This window comes from Kitasatospora sp. NPDC059408 (assembly GCF_042751525.1).
Taxonomy (GTDB): Bacteria; Actinomycetota; Actinomycetes; order Streptomycetales; family Streptomycetaceae; genus Kitasatospora.
Window position 1 is genome coordinate 157,682 of record NZ_JBHYWI010000006.1, and the last position, 20,830, is coordinate 178,511.

At 69.0% G+C, this 20,830-nt stretch carries 19 protein-coding genes and 1 pseudogene; 9 read left to right on the forward strand and 11 right to left on the reverse strand.

From position 1 onward, the window contains the following. The first annotated feature begins 90 nt into the window (after positions 1–90). The gene (locus ACFXDE_RS06765) at positions 91–414 is read left to right on the forward strand and encodes a hypothetical protein (RefSeq protein ID WP_380445998.1); all 324 of its coding nucleotides are present in this window, start codon (positions 91–93) and stop codon (positions 412–414) included. Between the two features lie 50 nt (positions 415–464). Here ACFXDE_RS06765 and ACFXDE_RS06770 read toward each other — a convergent pair whose 3' ends face one another. Beyond that, entirely contained in the window at positions 465–1,502 is a 1,038-nt protein-coding gene (locus ACFXDE_RS06770; RefSeq protein WP_380445997.1) for a GDP-mannose 4,6-dehydratase, read from the reverse strand. 285 nt (positions 1,503–1,787) lie between these two features. On the opposite strand from ACFXDE_RS06770, the gene ACFXDE_RS06775 reads away from it, so the two are divergent. From ACFXDE_RS06775 to ACFXDE_RS06785, 3 genes are all read left to right on the forward strand, one after another. Next, on the forward strand, positions 1,788–2,636 hold the full coding sequence (locus ACFXDE_RS06775; RefSeq protein ID WP_380491542.1) for a BTAD domain-containing putative transcriptional regulator: 849 nt from the start codon (positions 1,788–1,790) through the stop codon (positions 2,634–2,636). A gap of 31 nt (positions 2,637–2,667) precedes the next feature. Further along, positions 2,668–3,456, forward strand: a complete 789-nt coding sequence (locus ACFXDE_RS06780; RefSeq protein WP_380491544.1) for an SDR family NAD(P)-dependent oxidoreductase — start codon at positions 2,668–2,670, stop codon at positions 3,454–3,456. A gap of 68 nt (positions 3,457–3,524) precedes the next feature. Then, entirely contained in the window at positions 3,525–5,819 is a 2,295-nt protein-coding gene (locus tag ACFXDE_RS06785; RefSeq protein WP_380491546.1) for a condensation domain-containing protein, read from the forward strand. 61 nt (positions 5,820–5,880) lie between these two features. On the opposite strand, the gene ACFXDE_RS06790 is transcribed toward ACFXDE_RS06785, so the two are convergent. From ACFXDE_RS06790 to ACFXDE_RS06825, 8 genes are all read right to left on the reverse strand, one after another. Beyond that, complete coding sequence (locus ACFXDE_RS06790) at positions 5,881–6,282, reverse strand: VOC family protein (protein WP_380491548.1); 402 nt, start codon at positions 6,280–6,282, stop codon at positions 5,881–5,883. A 193-nt stretch (positions 6,283–6,475) separates the two neighbouring features. Then, entirely contained in the window at positions 6,476–6,865 is a 390-nt protein-coding gene (locus ACFXDE_RS06795; RefSeq protein WP_380491550.1) for a ribonuclease domain-containing protein, read from the reverse strand. A 255-nt stretch (positions 6,866–7,120) separates the two neighbouring features. Then, positions 7,121–8,335, reverse strand: coding sequence for an MFS transporter (locus tag ACFXDE_RS06800; protein WP_380491552.1), 1,215 nt, complete (start codon positions 8,333–8,335; stop codon positions 7,121–7,123). Between the two features lie 29 nt (positions 8,336–8,364). Further along, entirely contained in the window at positions 8,365–9,432 is a 1,068-nt protein-coding gene (locus ACFXDE_RS06805) for a methyltransferase (protein ID WP_380491554.1), read from the reverse strand. A 70-nt stretch (positions 9,433–9,502) separates the two neighbouring features. After that, positions 9,503–11,269: an FAD-dependent oxidoreductase gene (locus ACFXDE_RS06810; protein ID WP_380447398.1), complete on the reverse strand. Its 1,767-nt coding sequence runs from the start codon at positions 11,267–11,269 to the stop codon at positions 9,503–9,505. A 33-nt stretch (positions 11,270–11,302) separates the two neighbouring features. After that, positions 11,303–12,463: an FAD-dependent monooxygenase gene (locus tag ACFXDE_RS06815; protein ID WP_380491556.1), complete on the reverse strand. Its 1,161-nt coding sequence runs from the start codon at positions 12,461–12,463 to the stop codon at positions 11,303–11,305. A 49-nt stretch (positions 12,464–12,512) separates the two neighbouring features. Then, entirely contained in the window at positions 12,513–13,184 is a 672-nt protein-coding gene (locus ACFXDE_RS06820; RefSeq protein WP_380491558.1) for a cupin domain-containing protein, read from the reverse strand. A 48-nt stretch (positions 13,185–13,232) separates the two neighbouring features. After that, entirely contained in the window at positions 13,233–14,069 is an 837-nt protein-coding gene (locus tag ACFXDE_RS06825) for a sugar phosphate isomerase/epimerase family protein (RefSeq protein ID WP_380447404.1), read from the reverse strand. Between the two features lie 933 nt (positions 14,070–15,002). On the opposite strand from ACFXDE_RS06825, the gene ACFXDE_RS06830 reads away from it, so the two are divergent. The 3 genes and pseudogenes from ACFXDE_RS06830 (at position 15,003) to ACFXDE_RS06840 (ending at position 17,915) form a co-directional block, all read left to right on the forward strand. Then, positions 15,003–16,733, forward strand: coding sequence for an acetolactate synthase large subunit (locus ACFXDE_RS06830; protein WP_380447406.1), 1,731 nt, complete (start codon positions 15,003–15,005; stop codon positions 16,731–16,733). Then, positions 16,730–16,969 (forward strand): annotated as a pseudogene (gene ilvN / locus ACFXDE_RS06835) (acetolactate synthase small subunit); the annotation flags it as partial. The gene ACFXDE_RS06830 and the pseudogene ilvN, both read left to right, overlap by 4 nt. A gap of 325 nt (positions 16,970–17,294) precedes the next feature. Next, positions 17,295–17,915: a class I SAM-dependent methyltransferase gene (locus tag ACFXDE_RS06840; RefSeq protein WP_380491561.1), complete on the forward strand. Its 621-nt coding sequence runs from the start codon at positions 17,295–17,297 to the stop codon at positions 17,913–17,915. Between the two features lie 281 nt (positions 17,916–18,196). Here the strand turns inward: ACFXDE_RS06840 and ACFXDE_RS06845 are convergent, their stop codons facing one another. Continuing rightward, positions 18,197–18,595 (reverse strand): heavy metal-responsive transcriptional regulator, encoded by a 399-nt coding sequence (locus ACFXDE_RS06845; RefSeq protein ID WP_380491563.1) that lies wholly within the window; start codon positions 18,593–18,595, stop codon positions 18,197–18,199. 83 nt (positions 18,596–18,678) lie between these two features. Here ACFXDE_RS06845 and ACFXDE_RS06850 point away from each other — a divergent pair, with 83 nt between their 5' ends. Next, complete coding sequence (locus ACFXDE_RS06850; protein ID WP_380491564.1) at positions 18,679–19,158, forward strand: hypothetical protein; 480 nt, start codon at positions 18,679–18,681, stop codon at positions 19,156–19,158. Between the two features lie 409 nt (positions 19,159–19,567). After that, positions 19,568–19,957, forward strand: coding sequence for a hypothetical protein (locus tag ACFXDE_RS06855; RefSeq protein WP_380491566.1), 390 nt, complete (start codon positions 19,568–19,570; stop codon positions 19,955–19,957). 137 nt (positions 19,958–20,094) lie between these two features. Here ACFXDE_RS06855 and ACFXDE_RS06860 read toward each other — a convergent pair whose 3' ends face one another. Beyond that, positions 20,095–20,709, reverse strand: coding sequence for a hypothetical protein (locus ACFXDE_RS06860; RefSeq protein ID WP_380491568.1), 615 nt, complete (start codon positions 20,707–20,709; stop codon positions 20,095–20,097). Positions 20,710–20,830 lie beyond the last annotated feature (121 nt).

Genomic DNA, 20,830 nt, shown 5'->3' on the forward strand with positions numbered 1-20,830 from the left:
TGCCGGGCCGTTCGGCTGGATCGTCAGTTCCGCGAGCCATGGGCGCGGCCCGACCGGGGCGGCGCCCCGACATCGACGAGGATCACCGCCATGCCCGAACCGTTCCCGCACGGCGACGCACCGAGAGTGCCGCGGCCCTCCGCCGAGGGCACCGCGGACCCGGCCGCGGCCGAACTCAGCGAGCTCAGCGAGCTCGACGAGCAGCTGATCGCCCAACTGGTCCACCGCATCCGGCTGGCCCGGGGCCACCAACTCAGCCGCCGCGCCGCCGGATTGCCGACCACCAGCCTCGCGCAGGAGAACGCCATGCTGCGCCGCTACGCCGCCCGGCTGGGCGACCAGGGCGCCGGGATCGCGCTGGCGATCCTGGAACTCTCCCGGCCGCCGAACGGGCCGGCTCTGGAACAACGCTAGGGCGGTGGGGACTTCGCGTCCCCACCGCCCTCAAGCATTCCCGGCCCGTGTCACCAGCGGGCGCCGGCCAGCACCTCGCCGTAGTCGCGGGCGACGCGCGCCTGCTCCAGGTCGGACTCCACCATCATCCGCATGAGCTCCGGGAAGTCGACCTTCGGCTCCCAGCCCAGCTTCTCCCGCGCGTTGCCGGCGTCGGCGCAGAGCGTCTCCACCTCGGCCGGCCGCACGAGCCCCGGGTCCACCTCGACGTACCGCTCCCAGTCGAGCCCGACGCACTCGAAGGCGATCCTGGCCGCGTCCCGCACCGAGTGCATCCGCCCGGTGCCGATGACGTAGTCGCCCGGCTCGTCCTGCTGGAGCATCAGGTGCATCGCCCGGACGTAGTCCCCGGCGAAGCCCCAGTCGCGCACGGCGTCGAGGTTGCCGAGCAGCAGCCGGTCCTGCAGGCCGAGCTTGATCTGCGCGACCGCCAGCGAGATCTTGCGGGTCACGAACTCGGCCCCGCGGCGCGGCGACTCGTGGTTGAACAGGATCCCCGAGACGCCGTACATCCCGTAGGACTCGCGGTAGTTGCGGGTGATGTAGTGACCGTACGTCTTCACCACGCCGTACGGGCTGCGTGGGTGGAAGGTGGTCCGCTCGTCCTGCGGGGTCTCCGCCACCATGCCGAACATCTCGGAACTGGAGGCCTGGTAGAACCGGATCCGTCCGGGACCGCCGACCGCGCCGGCCGGCTTGTTGATCCCGCTGACCATCCGGATCGCCTCCAGCACCCGCAGCACGCCGGTGCCGTTGACCTCGGTGACGAGTTCCGGCTGGCGCCAGGACATCGGCACGAACGAGATCGCCCCGAGGTTGTAGACCTCGTCGGGCTGGATCGAGTCGACGGCGGAGACCAGGCTGCCCTGGTCCATCAGGTCGCCGTCGACGAACCGCAGGTCCGGGATCAGCCTGCTGACCCGGTCCTTCCGCGGATTCGCTTGTCCCCGGGTGAGGCCCCAGACCTCGTACCCCAGGGAGATGAGGTGTTCGGCCAGGTACGACCCGTCCTGGCCGGTCACCCCGGTGATCAGTGCACGCTTGGACATCCGTTCCCCTTCAGCCACCGCTCGCGGGCTCGCGGGCCGTTCTCGGCACAGCCAGCGAACCAGAAGCACGGCTAAGGAATTTGCGAGACTTCGGGCCGGATCACGAAGTCCGCGCCCCCACGACCACGACGCCCCACGACGTTCGCGCCCCCACAGCCGGCCCGGAAGCGGGCTCGACCCGGGCTAGAGAAAACCCGCCGCCCCCGCGGCACGGGCTTAGTGTGCGGACGCATCCGCACACTCCTTCGACGACCACGCCGAGCCCGCACCCAGGGGAGAACCGCCATGCGCATCCAGGTCCTCGGCCCGCTCACCGCCGACCTCAACGGCACCTCGATCGTCCCCACGGCCGCCAAGCAGCGGCAGATCCTCGCCCTGCTCGCGCTCTACCCGAACCGGATCCTCCCCACGAGCACGCTCATCCACGAGATCTGGGGCGACCACCCGCCGCGGCGGGCCCTCACGACGCTCCAGACGTACATCCTCCAGCTGCGCCGCCGCATCACCCACGCCCTCGCCGGGGCGCCGCCGGCCGGCCAGGACACCACCGCCAAGGACGTCCTGACCACCAGACACTGCGGCTACCAGCTCACCCTCCCGCCCGCCGACCCCGGCCGCCACGCCCTCGACCTCCAGGCGTACAACGACCTCACCACGCGCGGCCAGGAGGCCTTCAACCGCGGCCACGACCTGGACGCCAACGCCCGCTTCCACGAGGCCCTCGCCCTGTGGAACGGCCCCGCGCTCGTCGACATCACTCCGGGACCGATCCTCGGCACCGAGATCATCCGGCTGGAGGAGAGCCGCCTGGTCACCCTCGAACGCCGCATCGACACCGACCTGCGCCTGGGCCGGCACAACGAGCTGATCCCCGAACTCACCCACCTCACCCACCAGCACCCGCACCACGAGGGCCTGCACGCCCAGGCGATGGTCGCCCTCTACCGGGCCGGGCGGCAGACCACCGCGCTCACCACGTACCACCACCTGCGCCACCGCCTCACCGCCGAGCTCGGCATCCAGCCCTCGCCCCACCTCCAGCACCTGCACCACGCGATCCTCACGCTCGACCCCACGCTCAACACGCCCGCCACCAGCCTCCACCCGACGACCTACAACCTGTATCCGGCCTGAGCACCCACACCCTCCTCACCCAGGACCCGCCATGACGCCCACATCCGGCAAACCCCTCACCCTCATCACCGGCGGGACGCGCGGAATCGGCCTCGCCATCGCCCGCGAGCTGGGCAACCGCGGTCACCGCGTCCACATCTGCGCGCGCACGGCCCAGGACATCACCGACACCCTCGGCACGCTCCGCGAGGAGGGCATCGAGGCCGACGGCGCCCCCTGCGACGTCCGCGACCCGGCCCAGGTCACCAGGCTCGTCCAGGACGCCGTGGACCGCCACGGGCCCATCACCGTCCTCGTCAACAACGCCGGCCGCACCGGCGGCGGCCCCACCGCGACGACCACAGACGACCTCTGGTACGACGTCATCGACACCAACCTGAACGCGGTCTTCCTCGTCACCCGCGAGACCCTCAGACACGGGCACATCACCGCCACGGCCCACCCGCGCATCATCAACATCGCCTCCACCGCCGGGAAGCAGCCCGTCACCCTCGGCGCGCCCTACACCGCGAGCAAGCACGCCGTCATCGGCTTCACCAAGGCCCTCGCCAAGGAGCTCGCCCCCACCGGCACCACCGTCAACGCGATCTGCCCCGGCTACGTGCACACCCCCAACACCACGCGCATCCACCACGAGTACGCGACCGCCTACAACACGACGCCCGAGACGATCCTCCAGCACTTCCAGACCCAGATCCCGCTCGGGCGCTACACCACCCCCGAGGAGGTCGCCGCCCTGGCCGGCTACCTCACCACCGCCACGGCCGCGAGCATCACGGCCCAGGCCCTCAACGTCTGCGGCGGACTCGCCACGCAGTAGGCAGGCCCCGAGCCCCTCCCCCGCACGGCCACCGACGGAAAGGACCCGGGCCAGGTGCCCGCTGATCAATGATGACGACACGTCAGTTCGCCAGCGCACCGGTCACCTTGTTCGTCGCCGGCACCCCGGAGCCGCCGCCCTGCCTGCCCGCACGGCGACCGCCGCGGCGCCTCGACGCCGGCTCGGTCACCGCCGCACTGGCCCGCACCGCCACCCGGCAGTGGCGCCCCCCGGCACCCGAGGAGCGGCAACCGCCGCGCCGGGCCGCCGAGTTCCACCTCGTCGAGCTCTACCAGCCCTACGCCGGCACCGTGTTGCGCACGGCCCTGCGCGCCGTCGAACCCGGCGCGGGACCGGACGTCCTGTGGGAGCGCGAGGCCGCCGGCCCGGACGGGCTCGACGGCGTCCTCGCCGAGCTCGGCCGCAGCCTCGCGCACGGGCCGCGCGTGCGCGCCGTCCTGGTCGGGCGACCCGGCGCGGCCCGGCGTCTCTTCGTCGGAATCGCCGCCGGGCCGCCCGTCCGCACCCTCGGCGTCCTGGAGGAACTGCGTTCCGCGCTCTCCCACCCGCCGGCGCCGGTGACCGTCCCCACCAGCGCCCTCCAGCGCGAGCTCCTGCGCGACGCGACCGGCGGGGCCGACCACGGCGGGCGGCACGTCGAGCAGCTGTCCTGGAACTGGCACGGCCCGCTGGACACCGACCGGTTCACCGCCGCCTGGCAGTCCGTCTTCGACCACGAGCTCGTCCTGCGGGCCGCGTTCGACTGGCCGGAGGACACGCACGACGACCCGTGGATCGTCCTCCACGACCGCGCCGTCCCCGAGGTGATCCGCCACCCGTCCGGCGCGCCCGGCTGGGAGGAGCTCCTGGACGCCGACCGCCGGCGCGGCTTCGACCTGCGCCGGCCCGCCCTGCTGCGCGCCACGCTGGTCGACACCGGCCCGTCCGACGAGGGCCCCGTCACCCGCGTGCTGCTCACCTACCACCACGCCATGCTGGACGGCTGGAGCGTGCGCCTGCTCCTCCAGTCCTTCTACCGCGCCTACCTGACCGGCGGCACCCTCCCCGGCGGCGAGCGCCGCCCGGACCTCCGCGACCACGCCCGCTGGCTCGGCGCCCAGGACACCGGCCCCGCCCGGCAGTTCTGGTCCACCCGGCCCGCCGCCACCGTCGTCGTCCCGGCCGGCCACATCGCCCACGGCCGCGGCAGCGGACGGGCCCGGCGCCGCCTCACCCCGTACGAGGCGGTGCGGCTGCGCGGCTGGGCCGCCGCCTGGGGCGCGGGCGAGAGCAGCGCCCTCCAGGCCGCGTGGGCCCTGCTGCTGTACCGCGCCGCACAGGAGCCGGACCCGCGCGTGGCCCCGCGGGCCGTCCGGGTCGGGTTCGCCGTGACGCTCTCGGGCCGCGGGATCCCGCTGGACGGCATCGACCGGCTCCCCGGCGCCCTGCGCACCCCGCTGCCGATCACCGTCCGGGTGCACCCGAGCACGACGGTCCCGCAGCTCCTCGCGGCCCTGCGGGACGGAGTGCTCGACCTCTCCTCCTACGAGTGGGTCTCCCCCGGCCAGGCGCACCGGTGGAACGGCACGCCGCCCGGCCGGCGCCCGCAGAGCCTCGTCGTCCTGGAACACCTGCCGCTCGCGCCGCACCACCCCCGGCTGGACACCGGCCTGGCGGCCCACGGCATCCACGTCGACACCCCCACCCCCGCCGGCACCTTCACGTCGTACCCGATCACGCTCACCGCGCACTACGACGCGACGGGCGGGCTCGTCCTCACCACCGTCCACGACCGCGCCCTGCTCGCCGACCGGGACGCGACCGAACTCCTCAGCCAGAGCGCACACCTGCTGCGCAGCTTCCCCGACCTCCCGAGCGGCCTCGCCACCACCGAGCTCCTCCGCACCACCCTCGCCGGCCACCCGGTCCCGCACCCGGGCGGTCCCTCCGACCCCGCTCCGAGCACTCCGAGCGCGCCGACCGGGCCGACCGGGCCGCTGGAAACCGTCCACCTCGACGTCCTGCGCCGGGCCACCCGCCCCGGCGCAGGCTGGGTGCTCCTGCTGCCCCCGCCCGGCACACCGGACGCCCGCTTCCCCGCCACCGCCCGCACCTGGCCCGGCCCGCAGGCCCTCGCCGTGCTGCGCCCGGTGCACGACGACGCACCACCCTCCGCCTACCGCCCGCTGCTGGCCCCGCTGCTGGAGTCCCGCGCGCCGGTCGCCCTGGTCGCCACCGCCGGAAACGGCCTCATCGCGTGCGAGATCGCCCGCCTCGGCCCGGCCGCGACCGCTCCCCTGGTGGTCCTGGCCACCACCGACACCGACCTCGCGGCCCTCGCCGCCGTCCTCGCCCGCACGTAGCCGACCCGAACGGCGTCCGGCCGGCCCGGCCCACGCCGTAGTGGACCGGGCCGGCCCCGCGTCACGCCCCGGGGGTCGTCGCGTGGCTGCCGTAGGGGCGGGTGATGATCTCCATACCGTGGCCGGCGGGATCCAGGAAGTACAGCCCCCGCCCGCCGTGGTGGTGGTTGATCTCGCCCGGCTGCTTCATGCGCGGGTCGGCGTAGTACGTGATCCCGGCCCGCCCGATCCGCTCGAACGCCGCGTCGAACTCGTCGTCGGAGACGAGGAAGGCGTAGTGCTGCATGGTGATCGACTCTTCGGGGACGCTCGCGAAGTCCAGCGTGACGCCGTTGCTCGTGGCGACGGGGATGAACGGGCCCCACTCGGGACCGACTTCGAGGCCCAGGATCCCCGCCAGGAAGTCGGCGGATTCCCGGTTGTCCCGGGCGTGGACGATGGTGTGGTTCAACTCGACCGACATGTGCGGAATGCCTCCGTAAGGCACCTCGCGGACACCTCCATGCCTCACCCGGCCGGTGACCGACACGCGATGCCGCGTCCACGACCCTATGCCACCCGGCGCTGATCGTCGAGCGCCCCGCGCGGCCCCGGCGGGCACGCGAACGGCCCCGGCGGGCCGGGGGCCACGCCGGGGCCGAGGAGCGGTGCCGGTGTCAGCAGCCGAAGTTGATCAGCCGGAAGGTCGCGTAGTGGTCGCTCGTGTAGTAGTCCTCCTGGGCCCGCTTGCCGGTGACGATCCGCCGGGCGCCGCGCGTCGGCGCGCCCGGGGTCACCACGGTGTACTCGTGGTAGTAGCCGTACGACTGGCGCGGCAGCACGCCGCCGTTGTTCTGGAACACGATCCCGTCCTGGCGGTACGGGAACGGCCCGTTGGAGGCGATGAGGTTGAGCGTCGTTCTGGCCTGCGGGGGCAGGGCGGAGACGCACACGGTGCCGCTCACGGCGGCGTTCGCCCCGGTGGCGGCGACGACGGGGGCGAGGGCGATCAGGGCGACGGTGGCGGCGGAGGCAGCAGTCTTCCACGCGCGTAGAGTGCTGGTCATGTCAACGAGTGTGGCGAGCCCCCGGCCGCCACGGAAGCCCCGTGACAAGTCTTCACTTCCGGGTAACTCAAGCTACCCGCGGGCGACTTGAGCACGTCAGCGACGAGCCGGCCGGAAATCCGATTGTCGCCGCTCCAACGGGTCGTCGACCTCCCGGTGCCCCTGGCGGCGCGGCAGGCTCTCGGCGGTCGCTGGCCGCCGGCGCAGTGCACCACGACGGGCCGCCCCCTCGGGCGGCCCGTCGTGGCGTCCGGATCACTCAGCCGTCGCGGGACGCCCCGGCACCATCTCCGTCAGGAAGTAGAGGAGCGCCACCAGCGGGAAGGCGATGCCGCACCATGCGATGCCCACCCAACCGTACGTCGCGTACACCACGCTGGCCACGGCCGACCCGACCGCACCTCCACAGAAGAAGATCGCCATGTAGAGGCCGTTCAGCCGACTGCGGATCTCCGCCCCCAGCGCGAAGATCGAACGCTGCCCCAGCACCAGGTTGCACGAGATCCCGACGTCGAGCAGGAGCGCCGCGACGAACAGGACCGCGACAACGTGTCCGCCACTCGCGAACACCAGGAGGAAACAGGCCACGACGGTCAGGATCGCAAAGGCCGTCGCAGGCTTCGTCAGACCACGGTCGGCCACCCGGCCCGCGATCGGCGCGACGAAGGCTCCTGCCACCGCCGCCAGCGAGAACAGGGCAATGTCGACCTGGCTCAGGCCGCACTCCGGGCTCGCCAGGATCAGCGGCACGGCGGTCCAGAACAGGCTGAACGCCCCGAACAGCAAGGCGTGGTAGAACGCCCGTCGCCGCAGGATCGGCGTGCGGACGAGCAGCTGACCCATCGACCGCAGCAACACCGGGTAGTGGACGGACGTGCTCGGCTTCCGTTCCGGAAGGACCGAGCGCAAGGTCACGGCGAGCACCAGCATCAGTCCGGCGGAGATGGCGAACACCGCACGCCAGCCGAGCAGGTCGGTCGTCATGCTGGAGATGGGCCGTGCGAGCAGGATTCCCATCAGCAGGCCGCTCATGACGTTGCCGACGACCTGCCCACGGGTTTCGTCCGGGGCGAGGTGCGCCGCGAAGGGCACCAGCATCTGCACCACGACCGAACTCAGACCGATGACCAGCGAAGTGGCAAGGAACACAGCGGCGTTCGATGCGACGGCCCCACCCAGGAGCGCCGCCATGCAGGCCACCAGGGTGACCGTGATGAGGCGGCGGTTCTCGAAGATGTCGCCCAACGGAACCAGCACGATGAGGCCGACGCCGTAGCCGATCTGGGTGAGGGTCACGACAAGGCTGTAGGCACTCGCGCTCAGGCCCACGTCGGGGCCGATCAGACCCACCACGGGCTGCGCGTAATAGATGTTGGCCGCGACCGCGCCGCAGGCCAGGGCGATCAGGAAGGTCAGCCCGCGCGAGATGCTCGGGTGCGCCGTTCGGCTGGTTGCGCTCTCAGTTTTCATCGTTCTCTCGATACATAGGGACTCGACGTTTACACGGCACGTGTCTGGATGACCGAAAACTCCGGACGGGCGGACAGTACCTGCGGAGCGGAGAAGCCTGCCGCTTTCAGAAGTCTCTCGAAGTCGTCCAGTGTGCGCTCACGCCCTCCATGCAATACCAGCATTTGCAGATCCAGCACAAGGTCGAGCGGATCGCACTCCTGCGGCGCCTCCTGCAGCACGCGGTCCACGACAACGAGCCGGGCGCCGGCGTCCATCGCCTTGCGGCAGTTGCGAAGAATGGACTCCGCCTTCTCGTCCGGCCAGTCGTGAAGAATCCACGACAGGACGTAGACGTCTCCTCCCGGCGGCACCTCGTCGAAGAAACTACCCTCCTGCGTGCTGAGTCGATCGTTTCCGGAGGCCCCGGGCCCGGCCGAAATCACGCTGGCCTGGTCGTACACCACCGCGTGCGCGTCCGGGTTCCGCTCCAGAATCGCCCGCGCCAGGCTGCCGGTTCCCCCACCGACGTCGATCACCCTTTCACCCGGAGCCACGGTGAGCACATCGGCGATCGCCGCGTAGCGCCCCGGATAACCGCTTGCCATGTAACGCTGATAGAGAGCTTCCTCTTCAGGACTTCCGTTCATGTACGAGAAGAAGTCCTGATCATTGACATGCGAGAACGCTTCCTCGCCGGTGACGACGCAATGACCCAGCGCCCCCCAGGACCGCCAGATGCCCGGCATCGCCCAGAATCGTGCAGCCCAGTGGAGCGAGGGGCCGGCCGTCGTGGTCCTCAGCAGGCGCGAGGCCTCGTTGTGGCGGATTCCGCCGTCCGCCTCGACCTCGAATATGCCATGGGACGACAGTGCTCGGGCAAGCCGAGTCAGGACGTCCGCATCGACCTTCAGTCGCTCGGACAGAGAAGTCAGCGACGTTCCGTCGCCGGCCACCGCATCGGGCAGTCCGACTTCGCAGGCCGCGGCGATCATCTGCGTGACCGCCATGCCGCGAATCAGTTCCTGCATCCTCCGGATGCTGTCGGCCGCCGGTGCCTCGACCTCGGCATCTTCGTGCACGAAAGGCTCCTCCGGGAAGGACGTCTGGACAGTCATACGCACCTCTTCTACTCGTTCATCGCCATGCCTGGACAAGCCGCTGAGGCCCACTCGTCGCCAGGGCGAATCAGCCCATCCCGATCGTCTGCTCTTCCGAACCCAGCCCGAGAATCTCGCGCAGGGCAGCGTGCAGCGAGTCCTCGGCCGCAGTGGAATCCGCCTTGCGCCAGGCGACGAACGCATCCGGCCGCACCAGCAGACAGCCGTCCTCCGGCACCTCCGAGACATCCGCCCAATCGCCGTAGAGATCCTGCACGGCATGGCCGGGGCCGATCACATGCGCAGCAATCTCGATGTTCAACTTGTCCGAAAGGCGCTTGGCGACATCGAACCAAATCTGCCCGTTCAGCCCCGTCAGCAAGGTGAATTTCCCCTTGCCCACCACGTCCAGGCTCGAAACCTGCGTACCCTGCCGGTTGAGCCACGCATGCGGCAGGCGCGCGCCGGGCCGGCTGGACGCCTGGTAGTAGAGTTCGGGATCGCGCAGCCATGCGGGCTCCGCCGTGCCGTCCGGGCGGACCGCGTCGGATTCATAGCGCTGATTGAGTTCGACGCCTTGCGTGGCGAACTCATAGGATTTGAGCTCGATGGCCTCACGCAGCATTTTGCGTTGTGCGGCGCCCGCCGCGGAGGCCTCCTTCAGGACGGACATGTTGGCGCGCATCCGGTCCGCGTCCAGGTTCGCGTCCAGTCCGAGTGCGGAGAAGATTCCGCCGAACTCCTCGATGCTCTTGTTCGCACGTTCGACGATCTGCTTGCCGATCGGCGCGCGTTCCTGGTCGTACGTACGCAGCAGGCGGTCCGAAGCCTGCCCCTTCAGAACCATGGCCATCTTCCACGTCAGATTGTAGGCGTCCTGAATCGACGTGTTCGAGCCCAGGCCGTTGGACGGCGGATGACGGTGCACCGCATCGCCCATACAGAACACCCGCCCCTGGGAGTACTTCGTGGCGTACATCTGATTCACGGTCCACGTCGAGACCGAGCGTATGGTGATGTCCACCGAGTCGTCGCCGATCAGTTGACGGGCGATGCCGACCGCGTCGATTTCGGAGACATCGGGCTCGCCCGCGCTCATGTCGTAGCCCCACACGATCTGCCACTCGTTCCACGGCCTGACCATGCGAAGCAGGCCCATGCCGATGCCCCCGACATTGGCCCCCGGCTGCATGATCCACCAGAGATAGCCGGGACGGTGTGCCACGAGGTGGGAGAGGTCCGCCTGCAGAATGATGCTGATGCTGCCGGCGAGCCCCATGCCGCCTTCCATGGGGAGGCCGATCTGCTCCGCCACGAGACTGTTGCCGCCGTCCGCCCCGATCAGGTACTTGGCCCGGATCTGGTAGGGCTCGCCCTTCAATCTGTCCAGGACGTGCGCGGTGACACCGTGCTCGTCCTGTTCGAGCCGCAGGAATTGCGTGTCGAATCGCACGTGGCTGCCGCGCTCGGCGGCATTGGACAACAGGATGGGTTCGAGCAGGTTCTGCGGCAGGTCACAGTGTTCGGCGGGGCTGGCCGACGCGTAGTCGCTCTGCCGTTGCGGTCTGTTGGCGCCGTAGGGCAGTCGACCCAGTTCATCGCCTACCAGGCTGGTGCAGAAGACGACATTGCCCATCACCTCTTTGGGCGAGGCCTTGGCAAGAATTTCGTCCGCCACGTCCAGGTCTCGGAAGATCTCCATCGTGCGCTGGTTCTTGTAATGCGCACGCGGACTGTCGGCGAGCCAGCGGTGCTTCGTGATCACGAGGTTGTCGATGCCGAGAGTGCTCAGCATCAGTGCTGCGGATGACCCCGCCGGACCGCTCCCGACGATCAGGACCTCAGTGTCGTACACGTGGAATGTCCCCCGAATTCATGATCAACCGTTTCATGTGACGGTGAGGCTGCTGGACCGCCGGCGCGGTACCAGATCAATGGTCATCGCGTCATGGCCGAAGACCCAGGTCGGGTCTTCGGGCTCCTTGAGCCACGAGTTCTCGGCCGACACGGCTTGGATCCGACCGGTACGCTGCCTGCGATTCTCGGCGTAACGCCGGAACGCTTCCTCGATCTCGTCCTCGGCTTCGAGACAACGCAGCAGCAGCACGCCGTCCTCGATGGCCATGGCCGCCCCTTGGGCCATGTGCGGCCTCATGGGATGACAGGCGTCGCCCAGGAGCGCGATTCGCCCTCGGCCCCATTCCTGCAACGGCGGACGCTCGAAGAGCGGCCACTTGCTCAAGGATTCGGCCGCGTTCAGCAGACCGAGGACTTCGTCGCAAGAGCCGGTGAAGGCCTCCAGCATCTCGTCCTTGTCGCCGTCGACCCAGGACTGCGGATGCGTCCACGCATCGGCCACCGTGCCGGCGACGAAGTAGTAGTCGTCGCTCTGGGAATCGGTCGGGTAGCCGATGACAAAGCTGTCGTCAGCCCACCACTTGGTGATGCACCGCCTGTCGACAGGGATTCGGGTGCCCGCGGGCACGATCGCCCGGTACGCGATCTGGCCGGAAAAGCTGGGACGCTCAGCGCCGTACATCACTTCACGGACCTGAGAACCCAGACCATCGGCACCGATGACGCAGGAGGCTTCGGCGGTGCTTCCATCGGCAAAGCGCATCCGCACCGCCTCACCGCAGTCATCGACCCGGACCAGTCGCTTGCCGTACCGCACGCTGCCCGGCCGCAGGGCATTGATCAGTTCTCGGTGGAGAACGCCGCGGCCGACGGTGAGATAGGGAGCTCCGTACCGCTCCTCCGCCCGGTCACCGAGCGGCAGCGCGCACCTGACGGAATTCGACATCAGGTTCCGGCTGGTGAATGATTCGGGCCGGCATCCGGACCTGACGAGTGCGGAACCGATCCCCATGTGGCCCAAGATGCGCATCACATTGGGAGTCAGATGGATCCCGGCGCCGGCGGGCTCGAACTTCTGTGCCTGCTCGAATACCGTCACGGAATGGCCGGCCTGCTGCAGCAACGCGGCGGTCGCGGCTCCGCCCAATCCGCCGCCGACGATGGCGATGGAATCCTTGCTACCGATTCCCATGGAGCTCTCGACCCTTCATGCGATTTCTCCCGGACTCGACGGCGTGGAACTACGCCTGGGCCTCGATCTCATCGTGGATCAGGTTCAGCAGCGTCGCGCGCCGGTCGCCCGGCAGCCACGCGGGCCGGTCTTCGACGACGTCCTTGACGAAATCCCAGAAGTCGGCACTCTGATTAATGCCGTAGTTGCGGGCCATCGAGACAAGGCGGATGCGGGACAGAAAATCCGGCTCCGTGAGCTCTTCCTTGCTGGTCACGACCTTGCCCGCGTTCATGAAATACGGGAGTATCGAGCTCTCGGGCGTGTCCGGCGACCAGACCAGCCACATCTCCTGGTTCACGCCGCTGGTGTTGACGAAACCGTGCACGTAGTTGCGCGGAACGTAGAGCAGCTCCTTCGGGCGCATCGGCAGCATGGTGACCGTTTCCTTGTCGGCACCATCGCCCGGCGTGATGTCCAGGTCGGGGAACTCGTTGGGCCCCATGAAGATGCTGAATCCGCCGTTCGGCGCATAGAACCATTCATCGGTGCGGTGATGGATGTGCGGCGGCGGGCCGACGTGCGGCGGTACGGTCAGCTTGGAGAACAGGTACTTGCCGCCGTTGCTCTCGCCGGTCTGCACGAAGTTGAAGACCTCGCCGGCCGGGCCGAGCACCAATGGCTTCTCCGGGCCGGGCTTGACCTCCGGGAACTCGAACACCTCGTAATCTACGCTCACCATGTTCCCTTTCTTCTCAGGAAGTGCCGGATTTCACATGCCGTCGTAGCATCACGGGCTCGTAGTCGCTGCCCTGGTTGCCGGATTCATCGCCGCCGACGTGACGTCGCGCAACGCGGTCATGCCGTGCCGTGCCAGCGGCGCAGGAGGCAGCGCCTTGTAATGATCGTTGAATATCTCGAGTGAAATCGGGCCGTCGTAGCCGTTGGCCAGCACGGGCGCCAGGAACGCGGCTACGTCGAAATCCCCCTCGCCCGGCAGACAGCGGTGGTGCCGGCTCCAGGACTTCACATCCAGGTCCATCCGGGGAGCGTCCGACACCTGTATCAGCGTGATGCGATCGGCGGGCACGTCGGCCAGGTCTTCGAAAGGGTCGTCCAGGGCAAGAGTGTGAAAGCTGTCCAGCACCAGACCGATGTTGCCGGCACCGGAACGCTCGATCATTCTCCAGGCCTGGCGGAACGTGTTGACGCGTATGCCCCAGGACAGGGCTTCGTAGCCGATCGAAAACCCTCTGGCCGCGGCCCGTTCGCCCAGGCGCGCCAGGTCATCGGCGACGGCACCGTCGTCGAGGTCCGAAACGTCGGTGACGTTACTGCACAGGAGCAGCGTGCTCGTCCTCAGCTGCTCCATGCGGTCGAAGATCCGCTCGATCCGGTCCAGCTTGGGCACCAGCTGGTCCCTGGGGCCGCCTTCGAAGTCCCTGAGCGGCTGATAGTTCAGGATTTTCAGGCCGAGATCGTCCGCCATGGCCCGGGCGGCGGACACCGAGGATCCTTGCAGGTCCCATTCCATTAATTCGAAACCGGAAAAGCCGGCGTCGGCGATTGCCTTGATTTTGTCCGGCAGGGCGCCACCTAAGGTGACGGTGGCAATACCGTAGTCCAACTTCGCTTCCCCCTTGATAGCGGAATGACACGTCACAGAGCAGGTCGATAACTGCTTCTGCCGTCGCGTGGAGCATTGAGGGTCATCCGGGTGCAGCCGTCCTCGGCAGCGAAGCGGAAGGCCAAGGGCGTCCATGGAACGCACGGCGCAGCTGATGGGAAGCTGCCCGAGGCCGTGGCCTTGAATAAGACATTCGTGACGGTCCCGGTGCGGGCTGCGGGTGGGCCCCGGGGGCGGCGACGTCAGATCCCCCCAACGCCGATGCATCGCAAAGTTAATTCACCCAGGTGGCCGGCGCAAGGCATGACTCGGTCAAGATCTGTTGGTGTCTGGATTGTCGGTGATACCCAGGAGTGGGAGTGCTCAGTCGGGGTTGTCGCGGATCGGCCGGGTGGTTTGGGCGATGTTGTCGGCTCCGGGGGTCGGTGGGCCAAGGTGTCGACTGACACCTCGTCAGTAATGTCGGCGCGGGCGTGGACGGCGCGTCCGTCGACGCGGTGGCTGGCGGGGGTTCTCGAACAGGTCGCGGCAGTGCCAACTGCGATACAGCCGAGCAGATCTGACCGACTGTCGGCCGACGTGGCGGAGTGGCTGGCCAGAGCCCGTGGGACTTGCACCGCCACACGGCGGGAAGTTAGGCTGCGGCCGAACCTTCTCGCGGCTTGCTGCGGGAACTTGCTTGGGCCGTCACGAACGGACTTGCTCTGCTCCGACGGGAGTTCTGATCCCTCGGAGCCGCTGGGCGCGTTGTCGTCACCCGACACCGCTCTTAGCGCGCCACCTCGTCGTACTTCCCGGACTCACGGTCCGGGAACTGCCGGGTGCTGCGCGCTGCCCTTCGAATCAGCCTTGCGAACGGGCGTCATTCCCCTCAGCACAACTCGGGTCAGCAGGCACGCCCAGCATTCGAGCCAAGTCAACAGGAACGAGCAGATGACCGAACAGATGACAGGTGCTCAAGCTCTGGTCAGGGCTTTGGAGCACGCCGGAGTCGACACCGTGTTCGGATTTCCCGGCGGCCAGATCCTGCCCGCCTACGATGCGCTCTACGATTCGAGCAAGATCCGCCACGTACTGGTGCGGCACGAGCAGGGCGCCGGACACGCGGCGGAGGGGTACGCCCAGGCGACCGGCAAGGTCGGTGTCTGCATGGCCACCTCCGGGCCGGGCGCCACCAACCTGGTCACCCCGATCGCCGACGCGTACATGGACTCCATCCCGATGGTGGCCATCACCGGCCAGGTGTCGAGCAGCATGATCGGCACGGACGCCTTCCAGGAAGCCGACATCTGCGGCATCACCCTTCCGATCACCAAGCACAACTTCCTGGTGACCGACGCCGACGACATCCCGCGCGCCATCGCGGACGCCTTCCACATCGCCTCCACGGGCCGGCCCGGTCCGGTACTGGTCGACATCTCCAAGGACGCGTTGCAGGCCCGCACCGAATTCCACTGGGAACCGACGACGCAGCTGCCGGGCTACCGGCCGGTCACCCGGCCGCACGCCAAGCAGATCCAGGAAGCGGCCAGGCTCATCTCCGAGGCCGAGTGCCCGGTGCTGTACGTCGGCGGCGGCGTGCACAAGGCCGGCGCCTCGGCGGAACTCCTCAGCCTGGCGGAGCTGACCGGCATTCCGGTCGTCACCACGCTGATGGCCAGGGGCACCTTCCCCGACGACCACCCGCTCCACATGGGGATGCCCGGCATGCACGGCAGCGTCCCGGCGGTGGGCGCACTGCAGAAGTCGGACCTGCTCATCGCCCTGGGCGTGCGGTTCGACGACCGGGTCACCGGGCAGCTGGCGTCGTTCGCCCCGCGGGCCAAGGTCATCCACGCGGACATCGACCCGGCGGAGATCTCCAAGAACCGGGTGGCGGACGTGCCGATCGTGGGTGACTGCAAGGAGGTCATCGGCGCCCTCGTCCACGCGATCGACCGCCCCGGTGACTACGTCAAGTGGCGCGCGCTGCTCGACGGGCTGAAGGAGACCTACCCGCTGGGGTATGAGGACTTCGCGGACGGCTCGCTGGCTCCGCAGTACGTCCTGGAGAGGCTCGGCTCCCTCGTCGGGCCGGACGCCCTCTACGTGGCCGGCGTCGGCCAGCACCAGATGTGGGCGTCCCAGTTCATCGGCTTCGAGAAGCCCGGCTCCTTCATCACCTCCGGCGGCCTGGGCACGATGGGTTTCGCCGTGCCCGCCGCGATGGGCGCCAAGATGGGCCGGCCGGACACCGTGGTCTGGGCGATCGACGGGGACGGCTGCTTCCAGATGACCAATCAGGAGCTGGCCACCTGCACGGTCGAAGGTGTGCCGATCAAGGTCGCGGTCATCAACAACGGCAACCTCGGCATGATCCGCCAGTGGCAGGGGCTGTTCTACGGCGAGCGGTACTCCAACAGCGATCTGCAGACGGCCCAGCGCGTCCCCGACTTCGTGAAGCTCGGGGAGGCCTACGGCTGCGTCAGTCTGCGGTGCACCCGGCCCGAGGACGTGGACGACACGATCGCCAAGGCGATGGAGATCAACGACGTGCCGGTGGTCATCGACTTCGTGGTCCACGAGGACGCGATGGTCTGGCCCTTCGTCCCCTCCGGGACCAGCAACGACGACATCATGATCGCCCGGGACATGACTCCGAAGTGGGAGAGTGACAACTCATGAGCAAGCACACGTTGTCGGTCCTCGTCGAGGACAAGCCCAGCGCGCTCACCCGGATCACCGCCCTCTTCAGCCGGCGCGGCTTCAACATCGACTCCCTCGCCGTCGTCCCGGCCGAGGAGCGCGGCTTCTCCCGGGTCACCCTCGTGGTCAACGCGGACGACACGGCACTGGAGCAGGTGACCAAGCAGCTCGACAAGCTCATCAACGTGCTGAGCGTCACGGAGGTCGACCGTGCGCAGCTGGAGGCCGTGTACGCATCAGTGACGAACTGAGCCGCGCCGGGGACGTAGCACTCACCCCGTCGAAAACTGCCTTCCGCGCCCTGCCTTCCCACGGGCGCGGAAGGCAGCGGCATCACCGGAGACAGGCGCTGTGGGGAGTGCCTGGGCGCTCCCTGGTACCGAAGTGGCTGCGATCAGGCGTGGATGGTGTCAAGGGTCCGCGACCGAGCACACTCTCTTGTCGAGCGCGTGCATGAGCCGGCGGGGACTGGGCACCCAGTTCTCCAGTGATGCCGTCGTCCCGGTCGGGGGACGGCCGCGATCCTGAGCGACGGAGGCCATGATGGGGTTCTACGGCGAGCAGGTCGTCCCGCGGATCATCAACGTCCTCTGCGGGATGAAGGAGGCCGAAGAGCTGCGACGCCGGGTCTGCGAGGGGCTGGAGGGCGAGGTCCTGGAGATCGGGTTCGGCTCCGGGCTCAACGTTCCCTTCTACCCGGCGGCGGTCACCAGGGTGGACGCGGTCGAACCGTCCGACGTCGGCTGGAAGCTGGCGGGCAAGCGGCTCGCGGCGACGACCGTCCCCGTGCAGCGAGCGGGGCTGGACGGCCAGTCGCTGCCCTTCGCGGACCACACCTACGACGCCGCGCTGTCGACCTGGACGCTCTGCACCATCCCGGACGCCGACACCGCCCTGCGCGAGGTGCGGCGCGTGCTGAAGCCCGGAGGGACCCTGCACTTCGTCGAGCACGGACTGGCCCCCGACGAGAAGGTCGTACGCTGGCAGGAACGTCTCGAACCCCTGCAGGAGCGGCTCTTCGACGGATGCCATCTGACCCGGCCGATCGTCGACATGCTCACCGGCGCCGGCTTCACCATCACCAGCCTCGACGTCTTCTACGAGAAGGGCGGCCCGAAGTCCATGGGCGCCGACTCCCTCGGGACCGCCGTGGCTGCCTAGCGTCATTCCTAGCGTCATCCCCCGGAAACGACGGGCTCGAACGGCCGCGCCACCCCGAGGACTACGGGGACGTGGCGGTCCGGTTGTCGAAGGTGTTCCCGGATTTCCAACTCGGGACGTTCGAAGACCGGCACCACTTCGGCCCACCCCACCGGATCGAACCCCGACGCCTGGCGGAGTCGCTGCGCGCCGCGTGGGATCGCGCCGAACAAGGCCGCGAGGCTTGAGCCCCGGCGTCGGCATGGTCGTGCTTCTCCGGGGCGAGGGCTTCGGTAGACGGCCTACGTGTGGTTGAGGATGGTGCAGATGGCGGTCTCCGTGCAGGCGGCCGGATCGGTGTCTGCTGCACGCTCGGCCAGCTCCCGCAGCGCCGCACGGGTCTTGCGCAACTCCGCCAGGCGGTGCTCGATGTCGGCGAGGTGCTGCTGGATGAGGCCGGCGACGTGGGTGCAGGGCGCGTCGCCGCCGTCGCGCAGCTCCAGGATCGAGCGGATCTCGGCGAGGGTGAGCCCGGCGGCCTGGGCCTGGCGGATGAAGCCGAGCCGGTCCGCGGCCTGGGGCGGGTAGTCCCGGTATCCGCCCTGGGTGCGGGGAGGGTCGGGCAGCAGCCCGGCCTGCTCGTAGAAGCGGATGGTCTTGGCCGTCAGGCCACTGCCGGCCGCGAGGTCGCCGATGCGCATGCCTCCAGCCTACGTCTTGACCTTCCAGTGCAGTGGAAGGTCTAGCCTCGGCAGCAGGACGTGTGAGCTGGGAGGACGGCGCGATGCGAATCCGGGTACTGACCGTTCCCGACTGCCCGAACGCGCCCGTGGTCGGGCAGCGGCTGACGGCCGCGCTCGGCGAGCGGGAGGCAGCGGTGGAGTTCGTCGAGGTCACCGACACCGCGCAAGCGGAACGATGGGGGATGACCGGCTCGCCCACCGTGCTGCTGGACGGGGTGGACCCCTTCGCCGTGCCCGGTGCGCCCGCGAGTGTGTCCTGCCGCCTGTACCGCGACGCCGAAGGCCGCATCGCCGGCGCCCCGAGCGTCGCCGACCTGCGGCGGGCCCTGGAGGACGCCGGGCAGCCCGTCGCCCCGGTGACGGAAACGGCTGCGGTGGAGGACGTCGACGTACTGGATCCGACCGGCCGTGCCGGGCGCGGGGCGACTGACCCCGACGGAGGGCGGCCTGCGCGCCGTCCAGCAGGCAGTGCGCGGGCGCCCTCAGCCCGGCTGCCGGCGAGATCGAGATCCTCGACGTGATCGCCGTCCGCGCACCTGCCGACACCAGGACCCAGCCCCTGGCCGCGGCACGGACCTTCGAACAGGCATCCCGCTCCCACGTCCGCGCCGAACGCGCCGACAACCGCGCCCTTCGGTACGCGGCCCGGCAGATGCTCTCCAGCAGCTACACCACCAACCGCGGCGCCGCGACCCGGCTGCGCTGCCGGAGGGCGATTCACCAACCTCCGCATCCAGAGTGCCACTGGACAAAGGGGATCACCTGATTCTTCGTCAATATAACCTGCCCATCGGAGTGTCGACAGCTTTCGGCCAACCGGAGAAAGGGCGGCGGACGTGGCCATTGACGGCAGACCCGGCCACCCGGATCCTCTCCCCTACGGCCCGGCCACCGGCCCCGGCCGCACCGACGATCCGGGGGTGGTCACCGATGACGAACCAGTTGGCGGACGAGCGGATGCCGACATCACTCAAGTGGGTGGTAGCGGGGGTCTGGCTGCACGCCGTCATCAACGTCGCCGCTGGAATCTTCCTACTCGCACTGATTCACGGCCGGCACGGTGACGGTCTCGTCCTGGTGACGTTCATCGCCTTCCTCTCGATCCTGATCGGCATCCTGCTCGGCACCTGCGCGGCCGTGGCGCCGGGTGGGGCCCGGTGGACCCGGAAGACCGTGCTGGTGATCGAGTGGCTCACGATCGTCGCCGGCGTGAGACAGCTCTTCTCCGGCTCGATCATCTCGCTGGCCGGCATGGCGATCGCGGGCATCATCGTCCTGGCGTACAGCTCCGCCGAGGGCAAGGAGTGGTTCACGGTCTGAAGGGCCGGTCGTCATCACCGGTTGCTGAGCGCGATCCCTCGCTCGCCATGAAGCGCCCCCCGTCCGCTCGCTGCGCGGGTGAGCGTGGGGCCCACCTGGCGCGGGCCCCGGTCAGCCGATGGCCAGGCGCGGAGATCTCAGCTGTAACGGTTGTGACGGCTGTAGCGGCTGTAGCGGTGCAGCAGATGGCGGGCGTCGGCTTCGTTGAGACCAAGGGCAGTGGCGATCTGTACGGTGCTGTTGTCGTTCCAGGCGTTGCGGGCGGGCCAGAGGGCGACGTCCCCGGCGGTAATCTCCAGCTTGCGGGCCGCGCGTACGGCCGCCAGCGGTTGGGTGTGCCCCAGTTTCTCGATCTCCTCTCCCAGCCGGCTCAGCAGGTCGGTGATCGTCTCGGGCAGAGGCACCGCGGACGCCTCCACCTCGACAAGGTGCGTGTCCCACCAGTCGCTCTCGCATTGGATCGCCATGCCGACACGCGCCCGGTCCAACTTCGGGTCATCGGTCTCGTCCCAGTCCAGCAGGCGCTCAGGGCCTGTCCAACCGCAGGAGCACACCCCGCGCAGCGCGTGCGCTCGCGGCGCACGGAGAGTCCCGTCGTAGACGCTCCAGTGCGAAACGGAGTGCGCTGCCCCACTGCTGCTCGTGTCGTAGATGACTGGGCGCGGAACGGTGCCGTCGGCCAGGAGTACACCGACCTCACCTGTATGCAGGGCGCCGAACTCGTCCGTCGACCACGTCTCCCGCTCACTCATGGCATTCCTCCAACGACCTTCTGCCCCTGCCCTCTTCGGGGACGGGGAACGAGGATCCCGCAGTCCCCGGTCGTACGCCACCGAAACCCCGAAAACTCACCCGGGCCGCGCTGAAGTGCGT